The organism is Pseudomonas akapageensis (assembly GCF_011355085.1).
Taxonomy (GTDB): Bacteria; Pseudomonadota; Gammaproteobacteria; order Pseudomonadales; family Pseudomonadaceae; genus Aquipseudomonas; species Aquipseudomonas akapageensis.
The window spans coordinates 28005-48688 of record NZ_VXCP01000056.1 but is presented as its reverse complement, the minus strand read 5'-3'; the positions used below and the strand labels follow the sequence as shown (position 1 = coordinate 48688).

At 61.9% G+C, this 20684-nt stretch carries 16 protein-coding genes and 1 other RNA gene; 9 read left to right on the top strand and 8 right to left on the bottom strand.

Going from position 1 to position 20684, the window contains the following annotated elements:
- Nucleotides 1-189: 189 nt before the first annotated feature.
- The 8 genes from ccoG to F2S13_RS26950 all read left to right on the top strand — a co-directional run bounded on the left by ccoG (nucleotide 190) and on the right by F2S13_RS26950 (nucleotide 8551).
- The gene (gene ccoG, locus F2S13_RS26985) at nucleotides 190-1605 is read left to right on the top strand and encodes a cytochrome c oxidase accessory protein CcoG (protein WP_166366701.1); all 1416 of its coding nucleotides are present in this window, start codon (nucleotides 190-192) and stop codon (nucleotides 1603-1605) included.
- Nucleotides 1606-1616: 11 nt separating this feature from the next.
- Entirely contained in the window at nucleotides 1617-2153 is a 537-nt protein-coding gene (locus tag F2S13_RS26980; protein ID WP_166366699.1) for a FixH family protein, read from the top strand.
- A gap of 137 nt (nucleotides 2154-2290) precedes the next feature.
- Entirely contained in the window at nucleotides 2291-4744 is a 2454-nt protein-coding gene (locus F2S13_RS26975; protein WP_166366697.1) for a heavy metal translocating P-type ATPase, read from the top strand.
- 10 nt (nucleotides 4745-4754) lie between these two features.
- Entirely contained in the window at nucleotides 4755-4973 is a 219-nt protein-coding gene (gene ccoS / locus F2S13_RS26970) for a cbb3-type cytochrome oxidase assembly protein CcoS (protein WP_166366695.1), read from the top strand.
- The gene (locus F2S13_RS26965; RefSeq protein WP_166366693.1) at nucleotides 4966-5649 is read left to right on the top strand and encodes an urease accessory protein UreH domain-containing protein; all 684 of its coding nucleotides are present in this window, start codon (nucleotides 4966-4968) and stop codon (nucleotides 5647-5649) included. The genes ccoS and F2S13_RS26965 overlap by 8 nt, the downstream gene beginning before the upstream one ends.
- An 81-nt stretch (nucleotides 5650-5730) precedes the next feature.
- Entirely contained in the window at nucleotides 5731-7113 is a 1383-nt protein-coding gene (hemN, locus tag F2S13_RS26960; RefSeq protein WP_166366692.1) for an oxygen-independent coproporphyrinogen III oxidase, read from the top strand.
- 98 nt (nucleotides 7114-7211) lie between these two features.
- A complete protein-coding gene (fnrA, locus tag F2S13_RS26955) occupies nucleotides 7212-7946 on the top strand; it encodes a Crp/Fnr family transcriptional regulator FnrA (protein ID WP_166366690.1) in 735 nt (244 codons plus the stop codon).
- Nucleotides 7947-8002: 56 nt separating this feature from the next.
- Nucleotides 8003-8551 (top strand): adenine phosphoribosyltransferase, encoded by a 549-nt coding sequence (locus tag F2S13_RS26950; RefSeq protein WP_166366688.1) that lies wholly within the window; start codon nucleotides 8003-8005, stop codon nucleotides 8549-8551.
- Nucleotides 8552-8672: 121 nt separating this feature from the next.
- Here the strand turns inward: F2S13_RS26950 and recR are convergent, their stop codons facing one another.
- From recR to dnaX, 4 genes are all read right to left on the bottom strand, one after another.
- The gene (recR, locus tag F2S13_RS26945) at nucleotides 8673-9275 is read right to left on the bottom strand and encodes a recombination mediator RecR (RefSeq protein ID WP_166366686.1); all 603 of its coding nucleotides are present in this window, start codon (nucleotides 9273-9275) and stop codon (nucleotides 8673-8675) included.
- A gap of 68 nt (nucleotides 9276-9343) precedes the next feature.
- Nucleotides 9344-10378, bottom strand: coding sequence for an NADP-dependent oxidoreductase (locus tag F2S13_RS26940; protein ID WP_166366684.1), 1035 nt, complete (start codon nucleotides 10376-10378; stop codon nucleotides 9344-9346).
- Between the two features lie 224 nt (nucleotides 10379-10602).
- A complete protein-coding gene (locus F2S13_RS26935; RefSeq protein ID WP_027981427.1) occupies nucleotides 10603-10929 on the bottom strand; it encodes a YbaB/EbfC family nucleoid-associated protein in 327 nt (108 codons plus the stop codon).
- A gap of 31 nt (nucleotides 10930-10960) precedes the next feature.
- Nucleotides 10961-13018, bottom strand: coding sequence for a DNA polymerase III subunit gamma/tau (dnaX, locus tag F2S13_RS26930; protein ID WP_166366682.1), 2058 nt, complete (start codon nucleotides 13016-13018; stop codon nucleotides 10961-10963).
- Between the two features lie 193 nt (nucleotides 13019-13211).
- Between dnaX and F2S13_RS26925 the strand changes: the two genes are divergently transcribed.
- A complete protein-coding gene (locus F2S13_RS26925) occupies nucleotides 13212-13985 on the top strand; it encodes a substrate-binding periplasmic protein (protein WP_166366680.1) in 774 nt (257 codons plus the stop codon).
- A 13-nt stretch (nucleotides 13986-13998) separates the two neighbouring features.
- Here F2S13_RS26925 and F2S13_RS26920 read toward each other — a convergent pair whose 3' ends face one another.
- The 4 genes from F2S13_RS26920 to F2S13_RS26905 form a co-directional block, all read right to left on the bottom strand.
- On the bottom strand, nucleotides 13999-14433 hold the full coding sequence (locus tag F2S13_RS26920) for a hypothetical protein (RefSeq protein WP_166366678.1): 435 nt from the start codon (nucleotides 14431-14433) through the stop codon (nucleotides 13999-14001).
- Nucleotides 14434-14554: 121 nt separating this feature from the next.
- An RNA gene (ffs, locus tag F2S13_RS26915) (signal recognition particle sRNA small type) lies at nucleotides 14555-14651 on the bottom strand.
- A gap of 99 nt (nucleotides 14652-14750) precedes the next feature.
- Complete coding sequence (locus F2S13_RS26910; RefSeq protein WP_166366676.1) at nucleotides 14751-19361, bottom strand: NEL-type E3 ubiquitin ligase domain-containing protein; 4611 nt, start codon at nucleotides 19359-19361, stop codon at nucleotides 14751-14753.
- Between the two features lie 87 nt (nucleotides 19362-19448).
- The gene (locus F2S13_RS26905) at nucleotides 19449-20612 is read right to left on the bottom strand and encodes a zinc-binding metallopeptidase family protein (protein WP_166366674.1); all 1164 of its coding nucleotides are present in this window, start codon (nucleotides 20610-20612) and stop codon (nucleotides 19449-19451) included.
- Between the last annotated feature and the right edge of the window lie 72 nt (nucleotides 20613-20684).

Here is a 20684-nt window from a genome sequence, read left to right as displayed (position 1 = left end):
CGTCACAATGCGCAAGTCAATTGATTCAAGTCATTACACCATCAATCGATTTTCCCCAACGCGGCCAAAAGTCGCACCCCTCCCCCGCACCTGTACTACAGGCGTATCATGCGCGCTAGAGCCATACTCTTCTGACTGTAGCCGGCACGTACTGGCTATGGCACTTTTCCACTGCCGTGGGACTCAATGATGAGCAACCAGATTCCGGTACATGACGTTACCCCGCCTGCCAAGAAAGATAACAACAGCGTCGATCTCTACGCCTCTCGGGAAAAAATCTACACCCGCGCCTTCACCGGCCTCTTTCGTAACTTGCGCATGGCCGGCGGTGGCGTACTGTTCCTGCTGTACTTCGGCACGGTCTGGCTGAACTGGGGTGGCCACCAGGCCGTGTGGTGGAACCTGCCGGAACGCAAGTTCTTCATCTTCGGCGCGACCTTCTGGCCCCAGGATTTCATCCTGCTGTCGGGCATGTTGATCATCAGCGCCTTCGGCCTGTTCTTCATCACCGTCTATGCCGGGCGCGTCTGGTGCGGCTATACCTGCCCGCAAAGCGTCTGGACCTGGATCTTCATGTGGTGCGAGAAGGTCACCGAAGGCGACCGCAACCAGCGCATCAAGCTCGACAAGGCGCCCATGAGCGCCAACAAGTTCCTGCGCAAGCTCAGCAAACACACGCTGTGGCTGCTGATCGGTTTCGTCACCGGCATGACCTTCGTCGGCTATTTCTCGCCGATTCGTGAGCTGGTCATCGACTTTTTCACCGGGCAAGCCGATGGCTGGTCCTACTTCTGGGTCGGTTTCTTCACCCTGGCCACCTATGGCAACGCCGGCTGGCTGCGTGAGCAGGTGTGCATCTACATGTGCCCCTATGCGCGCTTCCAGAGTGTGATGTTCGACAAGGATACCCTGATCGTTTCCTACGACCCGCGCCGTGGCGAAGGTCGTGGCCCGCGCAAGAAAGGCATCGACTACAAGGCCCAGGGCCTGGGCGATTGCATCGACTGCACCATGTGCGTCCAGGTGTGCCCGACCGGCATCGATATCCGCGACGGCCTGCAGATCGAGTGCATCGGCTGCGCCGCCTGTATCGACGCCTGCGACAGCATCATGGACAAGATGGACTATCCGCGCGGCCTTATCAGCTACACCACCGAGCACAACCTTTCCGGGCAAAAAACCCATAAACTGCGCCCACGCCTGATCGGCTATGCCGTCGTCTTGCTGGCGATGATCACCCTGTTGATCACTGCATTCTTCATGCGCTCGCTGGTGGGCTTCGATGTCAGCAAGGACCGTGTGCTCTACCGCGAGAACGCCGAGGGCCGGATCGAAAACGTCTACAGCCTGAAGGTCATGAACAAGGATCAGCGCGACCACACCTATGTGCTCGAAGCCGCTGGCCTGCCGGACCTCAAACTGCAGGGCAAACGCGAGATCCGTGTGCCTGCCGGCGAGATCTACACCCAGCCGGTCGAGCTGTCGATGGCACCCGAGAAGCTGCCATCGAGTACCAATGAGGTGCGCTTCATCCTCAAGGATGCCGATAACAGCGACATCAGCGTTGAAGCCAAGAGCCGGTTCATCGGCCCGCAAATTCGATAAGAGAACTTTTTATGCCCGCTACAGCCACCAGCCCCTGGTACAAGCATCTCTGGCCCTGGATCATCATCGGGGTACTCGCCACCTCCGTGGCCCTGAGCCTGACCATGGTGACCATCGCGGTGAACAACCCGGACAACCTGGTCAATGACAACTACTACGAGGCCGGCAAGGGCATCAACCGCTCGCTGGACCGTGAATTGCTGGCCCAGACCCTGAAACTGCACGCCAGCGTGCACCTGGATGAACTGACCGGCGAAGTCGACCTGCGCCTGAACGGCGACAGCCAGCCGCAGACCCTGGAGCTGAACCTGATCTCGCCGACCCAGCCGGAGAAGGACCGCAAGATTGTCCTGACTCGCAGTGAAAGCGAAGCCGGTCGTTATATCGGCCAGATGAATGACAAGATCGAAGGGCGGCGCTTTGTCGAGTTGCTCGGTAGCCAGGATGAACATATCTGGCGGATGTTCGAGGAAGAACAGGTGGGGCATGACAAGACGTTGTTGCTGGGTGATGAGCCGCTGCAGGGTGCCGAAGACCTGAAGCAATAGCACCTGTAGCCGCTGCCGAAGGCTGCGCTCGTCCGCAAAGCGGGCGCAAGATCTCAAGACCGCCGAGAGCCCCTTCGGGCCTCAGCGCAGCCTGCGGCAGCGGCTACAAGGTTCGCGTGAACTTGCGAATAGACACCATGACCAGCCCAACCCCCTGCTACCACTGCGCCCTGCCCGTCCCCAGCGGCAGCCGCTTCACCGCCACCGTCCTGGGCGAACCCCGCGAGTTCTGCTGCCCGGGTTGCCAGGCCGTGGCCGAAGCTATTGTCGCCGGCAAGCTGGAAAGCTATTACCAGCACCGCAGTGAAGCCTCTGCCAACCCGCAGAATTTGCCCGTGCAACTGGTCGACGAGCTGGCCCTGTACGATCGCGCCGACGTGCAAAAGCCCTTCGTGCGCCACACCGGCGAACTGGCCGAAGCCACCCTGCTGATCGAAGGCATCAGCTGCGCGGCCTGTGGCTGGCTGATCGAGAAACACCTGCGTAGCCTGCCGGCCGTGGCCGAAGCACGCCTGAACCTGTCCAACCACCGCCTGCAGGTGCAATGGACCGACAGCCAGCTGCCATTGAGCCGGGTCCTGGCCGAGTTGCGCCAGATCGGTTATGCCGCCCATCCGTACCAGGCCGATCGCGCCGCCGAGCAACTGGCCAGCGAAAACCGTACTGCCCTGCGCCAGCTCGGGGTCGCCGGTTTGCTGTGGTTCCAGGCCATGATGGCGACCATGGCCACCTGGCCCGAATTCAATATCGACCTGAGCCCGGAGATGCACACCATCCTGCGCTGGGTCGCGCTGTTCCTGACCACGCCCATTGTGTTCTACAGCTGTGCGCCATTTTTCCGGGGTGCCGCCCGTGACCTGCGCACCCGCCACCTGACCATGGATGTGTCGGTGTCGCTGGCCATCGGCGGGGCCTACATCGCCGGGATCTGGACCGCCATCACCGGCAGCGGCGAGCTGTATTTCGACGCTGTCGGCATGTTCGCCCTGTTCCTGCTGACCGGGCGCTACCTGGAGCGCCGGGCCCGCGAGCGCACCGCCGCCGCCACCGCGCAATTGGTCAACCTGCTGCCGGCATCCTGCCTGCGCCTGGATGCCCAAGGACACGCCGAGCGCATTCTGCTGAGCGAGTTGCAGCTGGGTGATCGGGTCCTGGTCCACCCTGGCGCGGTCCTGCCTGCCGACGGGAAAATTCTCGATGGGCAATCGAGCATCGACGAATCGCTGCTCACCGGCGAATACCTGCCGCAACCCCGCCGTCCGGGCGATGCCGTCACCGCAGGGACCCTCAATGTCGAGGGCGCATTGACCGTGCAAGTCCAGGCCCTGGGCCAGGACACGCGGCTATCGGCCATCGTCCGCCTGCTGGAGCGGGCCCAGGCGGAAAAGCCCCGCCTGGCAGAGATCGCCGACCGTGCGGCGCAGTGGTTCCTGCTGATCTCGTTGATCGCCGCAGCCGGTATCGGCCTGCTCTGGTGGCAACTGGAGCCGTCGCGCGCCTTCTGGATCGTCCTGGCCATGCTGGTTGCAACCTGCCCCTGCGCACTGTCGCTGGCGACCCCGACCGCACTGACGGCCGCCACCGGCACCCTGCATAAACTCGGCCTGCTGCTGACCCGCGGGCATGTCCTTGAAGGCCTGAACCAGATCGACACAGTGATTTTCGACAAGACCGGGACGCTGACCGAAGGCCGCCTGGCCTTGCGCGCCATACGCCCCTTGGCGGCGCTCGATGCCGACCGTTGCCTGATGCTTGCCGCCGCCCTGGAAAACCGTTCCGAACACCCCATCGCCCGTGCATTCGGCCGTGCCAGCGAAGCTGCCGAAGAAGTGTCGAGTGCTCCCGGGCTGGGCCTGGAGGGCCTGGTCGGTGGCGAGCGCCTGCGCATCGGCCAGCCAGCCTTCGTCTGCGCATTGAGTGGCTGCGCGGTGCCGTCGCTACCCGATGAGGCCGGGCAATGGCTGCTGCTGGGCGACACCCGGGGTGCGCTGGCCTGGTTCGTGCTCGACGATCGCCTGCGCGACGATGCCCCCGCCCTGCTTGCCGCTTGCAAGGCTCGCGGCTGGAACACCCTGCTGCTGTCCGGCGACAGCTCGCCGATGGTTGCCAGCGTCGCTGCCGAGCTGGGCATCGACCAGTTCCAGGGCGGCTTGCGCCCGGACGACAAGCTGCAGGTCTTGCAAAACCTGCATCGACAAGGTCGCAAGGTGTTGATGCTCGGCGACGGCGTCAACGACGTACCCGTGCTGGCCGCTGCCGATATCAGCATCGCCATGGGCTCGGCCACCGACCTTGCCAAGACCAATGCCGATGCCGTGCTGCTGTCCAACCGCCTCGATGCGCTGGTGCACGCCATTGCCCTGGCTCGCCGCACCCGCCGTGTAATCATCGAGAACCTTCTCTGGGCAGGGCTGTACAATGGCCTTATGTTGCCGTTCGCAGCGCTGGGCTGGATCACTCCGGTCTGGGCCGCCGTCGGCATGTCCATCAGCTCGCTGACCGTGGTCCTCAACGCCCTGCGCCTGACCCGCATGAAGGGCTTGCAGCCAACCACTCAGCCAGTTGCCGGCCCGACGCCGGTTGCTGCCTAACGGAGTTCCCATGCCCGCGCTTTACGTCATGATTCCGGCCGCGCTGCTGATTGTCGCCATTGCCGTGTATATCTTCTTCTGGGCGGTCGACAGCGGCCAGTACGACGACCTCGACGGTCCCGCCCACAGCATTCTGTTCGACGACCAGGACCCCAAGCACCAGGCTGGCGTGGACGAAGCCAACCACACCCCGCCCCATGACCAGGACGAGGCCCCGCCCCGTGCTTGAACTGGCGCCACTGTTGGTTTCGGCGGTTATCCTGGGCCTGCTCGGCGGCGGTCACTGCCTGGGCATGTGCGGCGGACTCATGGGCGCCCTGACCCTGGCGATTCCCAAGGAACAGCGCAGCCGACGCTTTCACCTGCTGCTGGCCTATAACCTGGGCCGCATCCTCAGCTACACCTGCGCGGGCCTGCTGATCGGCCTGGCCGGCTGGGCCGTGGCCAGCAGTCCGGCAGCGATGATCCTGCGCGTGATTGCCGCCCTGTTGCTGATCGCCATGGGTCTGTATCTCGCGGGCTGGTGGAGCGGCCTGACCCGCATTGAAACCCTCGGGCGCGGCCTGTGGCGGCATATCCAGCCGGTCGCCAACCGCCTGCTGCCCGTCTCCAGCCTGCCCCGGGCATTGTTGCTGGGCGCACTTTGGGGCTGGTTGCCCTGCGGCCTGGTCTACAGCACCCTGCTCTGGGCTGCGAGCCAGGGCAATGCTGTCGACAGCGCCGCGTTGATGCTCGCCTTCGGCCTGGGTACCTGGCCGGTGCTGCTGGCCACCGGGCTTGCCGCCGAACGCACCAGCGCCCTGCTGCGCCAGCGTGGCGTGCGCATCGCCGGCGGCCTGCTGGTGATGCTGTTCGGCCTCTGGACCCTGCCCGGGCCACACCAGCACTGGCTGATGGGTCACTGACCGCTTGATGCAAGTCAACACGCGCCCGGATGCGGCTCCCTAGACTGTGGAAAACCGCTCGCCACGCCTGGGAATATCCACATGCTCGACGCACTTCGTTGGGACCCTGATCTGATCCGCCGCTACGACCTGGCCGGACCACGTTATACCTCCTACCCGACTGCCGTGCAGTTCCATGACCAGGTCGGCAGCTTCGACCTGCTGCATGCCCTGCGCGATAGCCGCAAGGCCGTGCGACCGCTGTCGCTCTACGTGCACGTGCCGTTCTGCGCGAACATTTGCTACTACTGCGCCTGCAACAAGGTCATCACCAAGGACCGTGGTCGCGCCCAGCCCTATCTGCAGGCGCTGGAACAGGAAATTCGCCTGATCGGCTGCCACCTGGCCCCCAGGCAGACCGTCGAGCAACTGCACTTCGGCGGCGGCACGCCGACCTTTCTCAGCCACGACGAATTGCGCCAGTTGATGGCTCACCTGCGCCAGCATTTCAATTTGCTCGACGATGACTCGGGCGACTACGGCATCGAGATCGACCCCCGCGAGGCCGACTGGTCGACCATGGGGCTGCTGCGCGAGCTGGGCTTCAATCGGGTCAGTCTGGGCGTGCAGGACCTGGACCCTATCGTGCAGCGCGCGATCAACCGCCTGCAGAGCCTGGACCAGACCCGCGCTATCGTGGAAGCGGCGCGAACCCTGCAATTTCGCTCGATCAATATCGATCTGATCTACGGCTTGCCGAAACAGACGCCAGAGGGCTTTGCCCACACGGTCGACGAAGTGATCAAGCTGCAACCCGACCGCCTCTCGGTGTTCAACTACGCTCATCTCCCGGAACGCTTCATGCCCCAGCGCCGGATCGACGGCAATGACCTGCCGGCACCCGCGATCAAGCTGCAGATGCTGCACAACACCATCGAACAGTTGACCCGGGCAGGCTATCGCTACATCGGCATGGACCATTTCGCCCTGCCCGATGACGAACTGGCCATCGCCCAGGAAGAATCGACCCTGCAACGCAACTTCCAGGGCTATACCACCCACGGCCATTGCGACCTGATCGGCCTCGGGGTCTCGGCCATCAGCCAGATCGGCGACTTGTACAGCCAGAACCGCAGCGATATCAATGAGTACCAAGGCTGCCTGGCCAGCGCTCAACTGGCCACCCACCGCGGGCTGGTGTGCTGCGACGACGATCGTCTGCGCCGTGAAGTGATCCAGCAATTGATCTGCCATTTCGAACTGGATTTCGACAGCATCGAGCAGGCCTTCAACATCGACTTTCGCGGCTACTTCGCCCCGCTATGGCCTGCATTGCAGCATATGGCCAATGACGGGCTGATCGCACTGGACGCCAGGGGTATTGAAATCCTCCCGGCAGGACGTTTGCTGGCGCGATCGGTGTGCATGGTCTTCGATGCCTACCTTGATGCACAGAATCGCCAGCGTTTTTCCCGGGTGATCTGAGCCAAACAGACATGCGGCAAAATGGCACGCACTGGCCTGAACTATCGTCCTTGGGTTACCCTTACAACTTATGTGTGTTTCCCACAAGGATCGATGAAATGTCCGAGCCAGCTAAACTGCGCGCCCACAACCAGGCCCATTGCAAGGATTGCAGCCTGGCGCCCCTGTGCCTTCCGCTTTCGCTGAATATGGAAGATATGGATGCACTGGATGACATCGTCAAGCGCGGCCGCCCCCTGAAAAAAGGCGAGTTCCTGTTTCGCCAGGGTGACAGTTTCGGCTCAGTTTACGCGGTACGCTCCGGCGCCTTGAAAACCTTCAGCCTGAGCGACAGCGGCGAAGAACAGATCACCGGTTTCCACCTGCCCAGCGAGCTGGTCGGTTTATCGGGAATGGACACTGAAACCTACCCGGTCTCTGCCCAGGCGCAGGAGACCACCTCAGTCTGCGAGATCCCGTTCGAGCGCCTGGACGAGTTGTCCGTGCAATTGCCACAGCTGCGCCGCCAGTTGATGCGCGTGATGAGCCGGGAAATTCGCGACGACCAGCAAATGATGTTGCTACTGTCGAAAAAAACCGCCGACGAGCGCATCGCCACCTTCCTGGTCAACCTGTCGGCGCGCTTCCGCGCCCGGGGCTTCTCGGCCAACCAGTTCCGCCTGAGCATGTCGCGCAACGAAATCGGCAACTACCTGGGTCTGGCGGTAGAGACCGTGTCGCGGGTGTTCACCCGCTTCCAGCAAAATGGCTTGATCGAAGCCGAAGGCAAGGAAGTTCACATCCTCGACCCAATACAACTCTGCGCGCTGGCCGGCGGATCGCTGGAAGGCTGATTGTCCACGGGGTCAGGTATACTGGCGAGCATTGTGCCCGCCAGGATGCTTCCCCCATGGAAATCGCCCCCTTCGACCTCAAATCCCTGATCCGCCCGGTGCTGGACTTCCCCAAGCCCGGCGTGGTCTTTCGCGACATCACCCCGCTGTTCCAGTCGCCACGCGGCTTGCGTCACGTTGCCGACAGTTTCATTGAACGTTATGTCGAAGCCGACTTCACCCATATCGGCGCCATGGACGCGCGCGGTTTCCTGATCGGCTCGATCATCGCCCACCAGTTGAACAAGCCGCTGATCCTGTTTCGCAAGCAAGGCAAACTGCCGGCCGACGTGATTGCCGAGGGTTACCAGACCGAGTACGGCGAAGCGTTTCTGGAAGTGCATGCCGACAGCCTGTGCGAAGGCGACTCGGTGCTGATCTTCGATGACCTGATCGCCACCGGCGGCACCCTGATCGCGGCGGCGAACCTGGTTCGGCGCATGGGCGCCGAGGTGTTCGAAGCGGCGGCGATCATCGACCTGCCGGAGCTGGGTGGTTCGCAGCGGCTGGAAGCACTGGGGATTCCGACGTTTTCCCTGACCAGCTTTGCGCTGGACGAGAAGTAATACGCAAGGCCCTGTGGCGTCTGGCAGGGCCTCATCGCGGGCAAGCCCGCTCCCACAGGGTTCACCGCGGGCTCTGTGGGAGCGGGCTTGCCCGCGATGCAGACGACGCGGGCTACCTGAATTACAACGAAATCGGCTTACGCCCCGCAAACGAATGCGCCAGGGTCCCGCCATCAACCAGCTCCAGCTCCCCGCCCAACGGCACGCCATGGGCAATGCGCGATACGATCAAACCCTTGTCACCCAGCAACTGCGCAATGTAATGCGCGGTGGCTTCGCCTTCCACGGTCGGGTTGGTCGCCAGGATGACTTCAGTGAAGCTGCCCTGGACTTCGATCCGCGCCAGCAGCTGCGGGATGCCGATCGCTTCGGGCCCCAGGCCATCGAGCGGCGACAGGTGCCCCTTGAGCACAAAGTAGCGCCCACGGTAACCGGTCTGCTCCACTGCATAGACGTCCATCGGCCCTTCGACCACGCACAGCAGCGTGTCGTCGCGCCGCGTGTCGGCGCACTGCGGGCAGAGTTCGTTTTCGGTCAGGGTGCGGCATTGCCGGCAATGCCCCACCCCTTCCATCGCCTGGCTGAGCGCCTGGGCCAGCCGGATGCCGCCGCTGCGATCGCGCTCGAGCAGTTGCAGGGCCATGCGCTGGGCGGTTTTCTGGCCGACGCCGGGCAAGGTGCGCAAGGCGTCGATCAGTTGGCGAATCAGTGGGCTGAAGCTCATGGTCAAAGGCCTGACATAACAACGAGAGCGGGTTTATACCGGCGCCTGCCACTTGCGTCAAATGCGCATCAGGCTTCCGATACTTTGACCACCAGTTTGCCAAAGTTGCGCCCTTCCAGCAGCCCGATAAACGCGCCAGGCGCATGATCGAGCCCTTCGACCACATCCTCGCGAAAACGCACCTTGCCCTCACGCACCCACGGTGCCATGGCCGCGAAGAATTCCTGATGACGATCGCCGTAGTCGTCGAAGACGATAAAGCCCTGCATGCGCAGACGCTTGGTCAATATCGTGCGCTGCAACAGCGCCAGGCGGTCCGGTCCGTCCGGTAACGCGGTGGCGTTGTACTGGGCGATCAGGCCGCACAGGGGGATGCGCGCCTTGGCGTTGAGCAGTGGCAGGACGGCATCGAACACCGCACCGCCGACGTTCTCGTAGTAGATGTCGATGCCCTTGTCGCAGACCTTGGCCAGATCGTCGGCAAAGCTCGGGCTCTTGTGGTCCACACAGGCATGAAAGCCCAACTCCTCGACCACATAGCGACACTTCTCGGCGCCACCGGCAACCCCGACCACGTGCAGGCCCTTGATTTTCGCCACTTGACCGACCACCGAGCCCACCGCGCCCGAGGCCGCCGCAACCACCAGCGTCTCCCCGGCCTTGGGCTGGCCAATGTCCATCAGGCCCATGTAGGCGGTCATGCCCGGCATGCCCAGCACGCCCAGGGCCATCGACGGGCTGGGCAGCCCTGGCGGCAAAGGTACCAATTGCGCGCCATCGGAAATGCTGTGGCTTTGCCAGCCGGTGGCACCGACCACCAGGTCGCCGACGCTGTATCTCGGATGACGCGACGCCTCGACCCGACTCACCGCGCCGCCAGTCATGACCTCATTGATCTGCACGGGTGCCGCGTACGACGGTGCGTCGCTCATGCGCCCACGCATATAGGGGTCGAGCGACAGGTAAAGCGTGCGCAGCAGAATCTGGCCGTCGGCAAGTTCCGGCAGGGCCACGCGCTCCATGCGAAAGTTTTCCGGCGTCGGCGCACCGGTCGGGCGGGACGCCAGGACGATGCGCTGATTGAGAATCAATTGCTCGGACATCGGACTCACTCCTTGAATGAAGAAGGATGAGTATAGAGGTCCTATCAGACCGGTACGGCCTCATCGCGGGCAAGTCGAATCGTCGCACCGCCGCTCCCACAGGGTTGACCGCGAGCCCTGTGGGAGCGGGCTTGCCCGCGATCGACCGCAAAGCGGTCGCAAAACCTTACGGCCAAAAAAAATGCCAGGCTGGCGCCTGGCATCGGTAAAACTGTTCAAGCGCCTCAGAACGGCATCTTGAAGCCTGGAGGCAATTGCATGCCAGCGGTCATGCCGCCCATTTTTTCCTGGCTGTTGGCCTCGATCTTGCGCACGGCATCGTTGACAGCTGCGGCGATCAGGTCTTCGAGCACTTCCTTGTCTTCCTGCATCAGGCTGTCATCCAGGCTGATGCGCTTGACGTCGTGACGGCCGGTCATTACCACGCTGACCAGACCCGCGCCGGATTGACCGGTCACTTCGGCATTGGCCAGTTCTTCCTGCATCTTGGCCATTTTTTCCTGCATTTGCTGAGCCTGCTTCATCAGGCCGGCCATGCCACCTTTCATCATGGGGGGTCACCTCAAGGGTTGATTTCATTGGTTATACGCTTTGGCTGACCAAAGCGTCGACAGGTTCAATAGTATCGTCACGAATGACCGCACCGAACTGTTGCATCATTTGCTGGATGAACGGGTCGGCATGAATCGATGCCTCGGCCTCGCTCTGACGGTTGGCGCGCTTGCGAGCGGCAGCCTGGGCCGGGGTTTCCTGCTCCGGGCGGATCAACTGGATATCCAGCGTCAGGGTCCGCCCGTGGAACTGGTTCAGCGCCTCGTTCAAGCGGCGTTGCTGGGTCGCATTGAACAGCGCGCTATGGGCCGGGTCCAGGTGCAACAGCCAGTGGTCGCCCTCGACGGCAACCAGGGTGCAGTTGGCCGCAATGCTGCCGGTCATCCCCGAGATCGGCAATTTGGGGAACAACTCCAGCCAATCGAGGGCCAGCCCCGTGGCGGGCTGTGCAGCCGGCAACAGTTCCGGCTCGGCAGGCGCCGGCGCGGCGGATTCGCTGGCCAGCTCGTCGAGAAAACTGTAGGACGCCGAATCCATGTCGACTGGATCGTAATCGTCATCCAGTGGCGGCTCGTCGTCACGCTCCATGCCGGCCGGGCTGTAACCGATGTCATCGTCAGGCAGCGGTGGCGCAGGGACCTGCTGGGGAGCATCGGGCACCGCGCTGGCAGGCACAGGCACCGGCATGGGCGTCAGGTCCGGTTGCTCGGCTTCGACCTCCAGCACAGGTTCCATGGCAGGCGCAGGCTCGATTGCCTTGGGTTCATTCCAGGGCAAGTCGACTTCTTCGACAACAGGTGCGGCAACGGGCTCAGGCACCGGTGCCGGTATCGTCTGTGCGACCGCAACCGGTTCAGGCTCGGGTTCCGGCGCACTGATCGGCGCAGGCTCCGACGCTACAGCCGGCGCTACAGGCGCCGCGACCGCCACTGCCGGGGAGGATTCAGCTGTGGCCTGGCTGATCCCCACTGGCTTTAGCGCCTGCCTCGGCGCTTCATCGCTGTCGGCAGGGCGGAAGGCCAGCATGCGCAGCAGGACCATTTCGAAGCCGCCACGCGGGTCCGGCGCCAAGGGCAGGTCACGGCGACCGATCAGGCCCATCTGGTAATAGAACTGCACGTCTTCGGCCGGCAGGGCCTGGGCCAGGGCCAGCACCCGGTCCCGGTCGCCATGGCCGTTATCGACCGCCTCGGGCAAGGCCTGGGCGATCGCGACCCGGTGCAGCACATTGAGCATCTCGGCCAGTACGCCATTCCAGTCCGGGCCCTGTTCGGCCAACTGGCGCACCGCCTCGAGCAAGCCCCGCGCATCGCCCTCGAGCAGCGCCTGGAGCACACCGTAGACCTGTCCGTGGTCAAGGGTACCGAGCATCGCCCGGACATCGGCGGCCAGTACCTTGCCTTCACCGAAGGCAATTGCCTGGTCGGTCAGGCTCATGGCATCGCGCATCGAACCGTCGGCCGCGCGACCGAGCAGCCACAATGCATCGTCTTCGAACGGCACGTTCTCGACCCCGAGCACATGGCTCAGGTGTTCGACCACCCGCTCGGGGGTCATGTTCTTCAGGGAAAACTGCAGGCAGCGCGACAGGATGGTTGCCGGCAACTTCTGCGGATCGGTGGTCGCCAGAATGAACTTGACGTAGGGCGGCGGCTCTTCCAGCGTCTTGAGCAAGGCGTTGAAGGAGTGGCTGGACAGCATGTGCACTTCGTCGATCAGGTAGACCTTGAAGCGCCCGCGGCTTGGCGCGTATTGCACATTGTCGAGCAGTTCGCGGGTGTCCTCGACCTTGGTCCGGCTCGCGGCGTCGATCTCGATCAGGTCGACGAAGCGCCCCTCGTCGATCTCCCGGCACACCGAACAGGTGCCGCAGGGCGTTGAGGTAATCCCGGTTTCACAATTCACACACTTGGCGATGATCCGCGCGATAGTGGTCTTGCCGACCCCACGGGTACCGGTAAACAGGTAGGCGTGGTGCAGGCGCTGGTTGTCCAGCGCATTGATCAAGGCCTTGAGCACATGGGTCTGGCCGACCATTTCGCGGAACGAGCGCGGACGCCATTTACGTGCAAGAACCTGATAACTCATCGAAAACCGTCGCGTTTGAAATGCCAAAGACCGCTAATCGTAGCGGAGCATGGGTGAAATTGCACCCGATGTACGCGCCCGTCTGGGCAGACCTCGATAGTAACAATACAATCCTTGCGCAATCGCTGCTTGTTCTGCCTAAGATGCAGGCTTCAGAGCCGGCCCGGCATTCAGCCCCCTCACGGAGAACCCGATGCGTCTAGCGCTGGGCGCACTCGCGCTGCTGACCTGTCATTGTGTGGCCGCAGAACCTGCTCTGCGGTTTTCCATTCCTGAAAGCTGGACCATGCCGCTGGCTCGAGTCGAACTCGGGCAACCCGTCGAGGGCATTGTCTTCGACATCACCCAAAGCCTGGCAAGGCAGATCGGCTACCCGGCCGAATACCACGTAATGGCCCGGCTGCGATTGCAGAAAGCGATGGAGAAAGGCGACGTTGACGTTCGCTGCTACGCAACCAGGTCCTGGCTGCCCGAAACCTCTGCCCGTTACGTCCTCAGCCTGCCGCTCATCTATCAGCGCGATGTATTGATCGGAAGCCGCCGAACAGCGACCCCGATAGCGCCGGAACAACTGCCAAGGCAAAGTATCGGGACAGTGCTCGGTTACTCCTACCCGACCTTGCAACCCCTGTTCGACAGCAACCGCCTGCATCGTGAAGACGCCCGCAGCCAACAACAGGTGTTGCAGAAGCTCCAGGCCGGGCGCTTCGACTACGCCGTCAGCAATCAGCTGTCCCTTGACTGGTTCAACCGCCGACTCCCTCCCGAGCAACAACTGCACAGCCTTGCCGTGCTCGAAGAGCAGGAACTGGGTTGTTACGTGCGCGATGACCCATCGATTCCGGTAGAGCGAATTCTGCAAACGTTACAGAACATGAAAATGTCGGGCGAGATCGACCGGATCATCGAGCGTTATCGGCAGCAGGGCAGTTCGTCCGGGCAGGAAGCAATCCCGAGCGCAGGGTAACCCCGGCCTCATCTCAGTGAGGCACCTGGGCATCATTCACTGATTTTTGAGCCCGCGCCGCAATATCGTCCGACGCCGCCACATAGTCGGCCTGAAAGGCCGGCGATTCGATCCAGGCCAGGGCGGTGGCTTCATCCGCCTCGGTGGACCACTGGCGGTACTCGATCAGGGCCGCGAGAATGAAGTCCATCGTGCCCTCTTCACCTTCCTGCTCGAACACCAGCTCCAGCAGCGGGTCTTCCAGGAAGGCCGCGCACAGGGCCTTCTGGCTCGTGGACTCGGCATCGCGCATTTTCTTGAACAGCTCGGTCAGGTCCACCGATTCGAAGTCGATGCGGCTGTCGTTCGGGTCCAGGTCCACCGGCGCACTCGCACGCTGGGTGCGGTTCTGCTTGGCCTTGGCCTTGGCGCGGGTGGCGCGTTTGTGCTGTTTGTTGGCGGAGGCCATGGATAGTTTTCCGTGGTTCAGTCAGGAATGCTGGACACTACTGCATCACCCCTTGGTTCACCAAGCAGTGAAAGAGTGAAAATCGACAGGGGGCAATTGAGTTGAAGCAGATAGGTGGCGACCCCACCAGCCACACCCCGGCACACAATGTCACCGCTGCGGCTGCTCCCTTCCAGGCCTGACCGGGTTCACGGCTGATCGTTGCGGGGGGACCGATGGGGTCACCATAACACGGCTCACCAGTCGGCGAGCCGCGCCATTGTACCGGTCCTGCGCGAAGTTACAACCTCTGATGCGCAATAAAAAACGCAGAAGACTCAAGTACTTGTACGTTCTCCATGGGAAGTGCCGGGTTGTTCTTCGGTAGCCGCAATGGTTTCGCCCCGCAAAGCCTCTTCGGTCAGGCGTAATTGCAACGCGGCCAGTTTCTGCTGAAAATCCTGGTTCATCCGGTCGTACGTCTGCACAAAAGTCTGGTCATCAAGCTCGCTCTTGCGCGCTTCAAGCGCCTGCTCTCTGCCCTCCATCGATGCTCTGACCTCCAAAAATTCCCTGGCGTGCTGCTTACGTAACCACATGCTCCAGAAGTCCTGCCGGGAAACGAATTCCGCCATCGCACCAGCATTTTTCTGTGCGTTCTCGATTGCACGCCTGGCATCCCGCAACTTCGCCTGGGTGACGCCCGCCAACGACTGGTAAAGCATACTTTTGGGCTGCCCGGGCAAGTCCAGATCTTTTGCCAGCCCGACGCGATAAGCCAGGCTGACCTCTACCTCGTCGATCGGCTGCCTTGGGTTGACGGGGCGCGCCTGAAGGTCTTCCAGGACTATCCGGTCCAGCTGCTCCAGTCGAAACAAGCCTTTGGCCAAGCGCAGCAAACGACTTGTCACCTGACTGACGTCGCCATTGGACTTCGCCTTGAAGACTTCGACCCTGATTTCCAGGTAACTGAAATTCAATGCACTGCTGTCGCCACAGGTGCGCGGATTCCCGGCCAGCCGGAACAGCTTGCGACGCAGTTTACTGTTGCTGTATGCGGCTTCGACGACATTCCAGACTCTGCGTGTCAGATCCTCGCGAGCACTGTCGTAGTCGGCAGTCACCGTCAGATCGTTCAAAAGCCTGAAAAACTCACTGGAGCCCGGTTCCTTGCGCAGCTCGAACCAGTGTTTTTCGCGCAACTGCGTAAGCGCCTCATCGGTGCCCTGCGACCAGAAAAGATCAGGCCTGGTTTCATTTTCCATCTGGTGCGCCAAGCCACCCAGATTGATGCCTGTGCGCTGACGATAGTCCTCTATTTGTTCCAGGGAGTCGGCGGAAAAGGGATTGTCCTGCAGCCAGAGGCTGCGCACCGAACGCGAGGTCGACTGATAAACCTCCTCCGGTAGCAGGCTGAGCCGATTGTCGCGTAAATCCGCCATTTCCAGCCGGGGGAGTTGCGCCAGGCCGGAAGGCATCCGCTCGATGCCGGTACGCCGCAAGCCAAGGATGCGCAAGCCGTGCAGTGGCTGCACGTCAGGTACTCGACTCAACGGGTTGCCATTCAGATCGAGATGCTCCAATTTGCGCAATCGGCCGAGTGCCCCGACAGCGGCCTCGCTCAACACGATTGTATTGTTTTCACAATGCAAGGCCTCCAGAGCGGTCATGTCTGCGATGGCGTCCGGCAAGCGGGACAGTCGATTCTCGCCGATATCGAGAATACGCAGCTTGTTGAAAGCGTCGAGAAAGCCGTTGGGCACGTGAGTCATGCCTGTGTTGCGTAACGACAAGTGGCGTACATGACCAAAATCGATATGGTCGGGAAAAACCGGAGGATCGCTCAAATCCGCCCCCTCCAGATTCAGGCGATACCCCTCCAGCTCGCCATGGTCGCTGAACAGCCGATTGCTCTGTCGCCGCCAGCTCGCCACAAAAGCATCTGCCACCCGTCGCCGCCGCATGGTGCGACTTCGTTGGGGCGCGCTCTGCCCCTGCCCCACCCATTGGTCGAGGGTATCTTGCAGTGCTTGCAGCTCGGCCTTTTTTTCGGTCAGCAGACGCCGGACATTCACGCCAGACTCGATGAGCTGATCCAGGTGATCGGAGATTTCGGCATTGGTCATGCTCGGATAAAGGGACTTGCACTCGTCCATGTAAAACGCGGTATGCCTGCCTGCGGCCCCGCGTCCGCTCAGCGGGTAACCCAGGCGATTGTCCTTGAGCCGGGTCGGCATCCTGAACCAGGGTTGTCGCGGCCCCGCCCCAATCAGCCTTGCCGATCGCTGCCGATCCGATACCGCCAAGGTCGTCAGTTGACGATGCAAGTCTGTAGCGTTCAATGCAGGTATGGAACCTTCAGTGCCCCCATCGCTACCGAGCGCCGCCAAGGCTTCGAACAAGTCGGTGTGGTGACCTGAGGTTCGCCCCTCACCATCAATGCTCTCATAACCCGCCGCACTGCGAACCAGCCGCAATGACGCAGACGCTTGCCCACGCCCACCCTGCGCGATCAACTCACCATCAATCCCGCCCTGGTGCAATTGAACCTCCCTACCCTCTGGCCAGGCTGGCAGAGATTCAAGCAGGCCCAACACCAGTTTTTCGAATGACAGGCTACGCCGCCCAGGGCGGTAAAAGCCTTCCAGCGCGCACATCAGTCGGTATTCGCGCAAACGCCAGCGCGCCTGCTCGGCCATTGCCAGAGGAACGCGCTGCAGTTCCGCCATCCTGGCCACCTCGGCAGCTGTAGACTGCTCAAGTAATTCCTCTGCCATCTCCTGCGGCAACCCGGGGAAGTCCCGTCGAATCAACGCCGTTTGTGCTGATGAAGCCGGCCCACGCAGCGCCGCGAAATGCTCGAACAAGCCCACTCGATCCACGCTCGCCTGCCGGGCCATGGCCTGGGTCCAGGGCTGAAATGCAGCGGCGCCGGCATCCGCGGCTGGCTTTTCAATTCCCAGACTCGGAGCGAGGTAGCGGGCCATCGCCTCATCACTGACCTCGCCCACCTGCAATCGCTCGATGAACCGATCGATATCCTGATCGAGCCACCACTGCTTGACCGCAATGTCGAGCCGGGCAGGCGTTGGGGCGTTATCGACGTGAATCCGGCACAGCTGCGCTTCGTCGACACCGCTGATCGCCAGCAAGGCATCGACTGCAACATTGTCAAGATTGCCGCTTACGGGCCCCAGGCGCCGAAACAGATACCGTGCCGAAGGCCACTCCCATGGCTTCTCCAGGCTATGCCGCCAGGCGCCCTGGCCGTTGCTCTGCAGAATCGGCGCAAAGGCATCGTCACGTTGCGGATGCAGCACCCGCCACTGGCCTGACCCCACATCCTGGGATACCCGATAATGATGGCCATCGATGGCAATGTAATCGTCCTCGCCCACCCGGAACCTGCCGTCGCTGGACGGAGCAACATCCGTCAGTTCGATCGAGCTGCGATAGGGCGCAAGGTCCGGCCACCAGAGCTTGACCGCTCCGCCGAACAACTTGACCGGCCGCAAGGTCTGAAAGAACTCGGATTGGCTGGCCCACAAATTGACCCGATGGCCAATCGCCCCCAGCGCTACGGCCACGCCCAGGGACTCGACAATCGAGGTCAGGTGTCCCATGGCCTCATCGGTCCGGTCCTCCGTCCAGTCCTTGATGCCCTCGTAGGCTTCGGACATCAACTGTGCGGCGGCGGTTGCCAGCATCATCTGGTTGAGCAACGGCACGACAAACGATGCCAGGGTCAACAATAGCAACCCCGCATCCTCGAGCGCCTGCAGCCGCTTTCGTCGCTCCGCGCTGTCCACATCGGCAGTGGGAACAGCCAAGTGACGACTGTCCTGAGCGGTTCGCAAGGTTTGCAGACGGACCAGTTCATTGAACAGCTCGCCCTGCAGCGGCCGCTCACGTACATGCCCGGACAGATCTCCGGAAAGTTGCTGCTCAAGCCTCGCCTGTTCGAGTATCGGCGCGTGGCGCACCAGGAAATCTCGAAACCCCTTGAAGCGCACGCGAGACTTCAGCGCTTCGTCGAACGCCGCAGGGCTGTCGTATTCACGCAGTTCGCCAAGCGGATCACCCGGGATATAAACGACGCGTTTACACCCGGCTGTTTGCACAGGTCCCACAATCCTATTCTGCTCGAATATCACAATGCTCGCGAGCTCGTGCCCGAACAGGTTCAGTTGCTTGATCTGTGTGCTCATCGAATCGTAGATGAACTGCGACTGCCCATCACACACCTGCAGGAGCATTTGATAGGCCGACCAGCTAATCGCTCCTTTCATACAGGCCACATGCGCCGCCACTTCGAGATTGCAGCGCCTTGCCGCTGCCAGCGTGGCACAGACGGCCCGCGATTTCGGACCAGGCACCCCATCCTCACCGGTGTCAGGGGCAAGCACCGAATGGAGATGCTTTTGATACCTGCCCCCCAGGTCCACTCTTCTACACAGGCTTGTGAACGCGTGGGGCGCAACGGCAGTCAGTTGTTCGGCGTTGACGTAAACACCTGAGCCTTGCAAGAACTCAGTCGCGTTGCACTCGGGCTCGGTAAAGTTTTGCATTGCGGCGTGGAGCAAACTGCCTTGCGTCGTCATTTCCCAAAAACTATTGAGAAAAACACCCCCTCCCAGCCCGGAAGTCGGGACAAGCGCTACATGCTTGAATTGGGCATCACGAACGTCGAGCCTGACCTTGAATTGACTGAACAAGGCCTCGGCCAGGCACGTGGATGCAAACGCATCCACCCCTTGCAGCGTGCCCAGAACTGCCTTGGCTGCTTTGTTGGCCTTGTGCGAAGCCTGCAGACTGCGGCTATAGGCCTGGCGCGTGGCAACATCGGCCCGCACCAGCCAATCGGGCAGTGCCCGGGCCATGATTTCGAGGTTTTCCTGAAAGCGGGTGTGCTCAACCACGCTATCGATCGGGATGTCTTGGGTGCTCATGCGCAATCCTTGGGCAATTTGAAAGCACCTATCCTAGGAGCACCCCTTGCCTGGCAGACCACACATAGTTATGCCCACGACACTATTTCAGACATTCACCCATTGATCGGCCCGACCGCCTGCCTCCTGAATGACCAGATGGATGAAATGCAGTTTGGCGATGACCGGTGATGGCAGCACGAAGGGATAGAAATCCGCCTGCCCCATGCTGCGCGACAGTTCATTGAGCATCCCGGACAACTCGATCCAGGCATTGACAAATGACAGGAATGCCTCACTCCCGGCATCTTCGGGCCGATACAGGCTCTGCGCAGCGAACGGCAGGTAGTCGAGGTCAAGCGTCAGCGCATTCATGCCAAAACCCAGGGCGGTATCGACCGCGTCCATCATGTGCAGATAGTGGGCCCAGGTTTCCGCCCAGTCTTCCCAGGGGTGCATGGTGGCGTAGGCGCTGACATGGCTGTCCGCCCAGTCCAGCGGCGCGCCCTGGGCATAGTGACGTTCAAGGGCCTGGGCGTAGCTGGCGCGCTCATCGCCGAACAACGCCCTGAAGTCGTCAAGCCATGGGCTGCCGGCGATCAGCCGGTCCCAATAATAGTGCCCGACCTCATGACGAAAATGCCCGAGCAAGGCCCGGTACGGCTCGTGCATCTGTTGCCGGACCTTCTCCCGGTGGGCGTCGTCGGCTTCCTTGATGTCCAGGGTGATCAGGCCATTGGCATGGCCGGTGGTCGGCGCCTGACCGTCGAGATCGACACCGACAAAGTCAAACGCCAGGCCCGCGCTTTCATCCGTGGATTTTGCAATCACCGTCAGCCCGAGGTTGAGCAATTGCGCGACCAGCCGGCGCTTTGCCGTTTCGACCTTGCGCCAGCGCTCATGGTTTTCCGGGACCGTGAGGTCCGGAATGGTGCGATTGAGTTCACAGGCAATGCAAAACGCCTGCGGTGCCACGTTCGGTATCAACCAGTTGCATGCCGCCGGCGTGTCGAGGTTGGCGCAGCGGCGAAACAGGCCGGCCTCGGGCGCCGAGGTCAGCTGCCAGCAGCCAGGCTCTGCACCTGGCTGCAAGGACGACAGCAGGTTCTGCCCCGGCCAATAACCCAGTGCCGAGAGACAGGCCAGGCACTGGCTGTTGCGAAAGAAGATCGACTGGCCGCATTGGCATTGCCAGACCTTGCCCTGGCGAGTGTCCTGACCGATGAAAGGTGCAGCGATTCGGGCACTGAGCTGTTCGAAGAAGCGGTACATGGCGATCTCCTTTTCCGGGGCAGCGGTGGACCTTTTCCTCGTTCCCACGCTCCGCGTGGGAATGCATCCAGA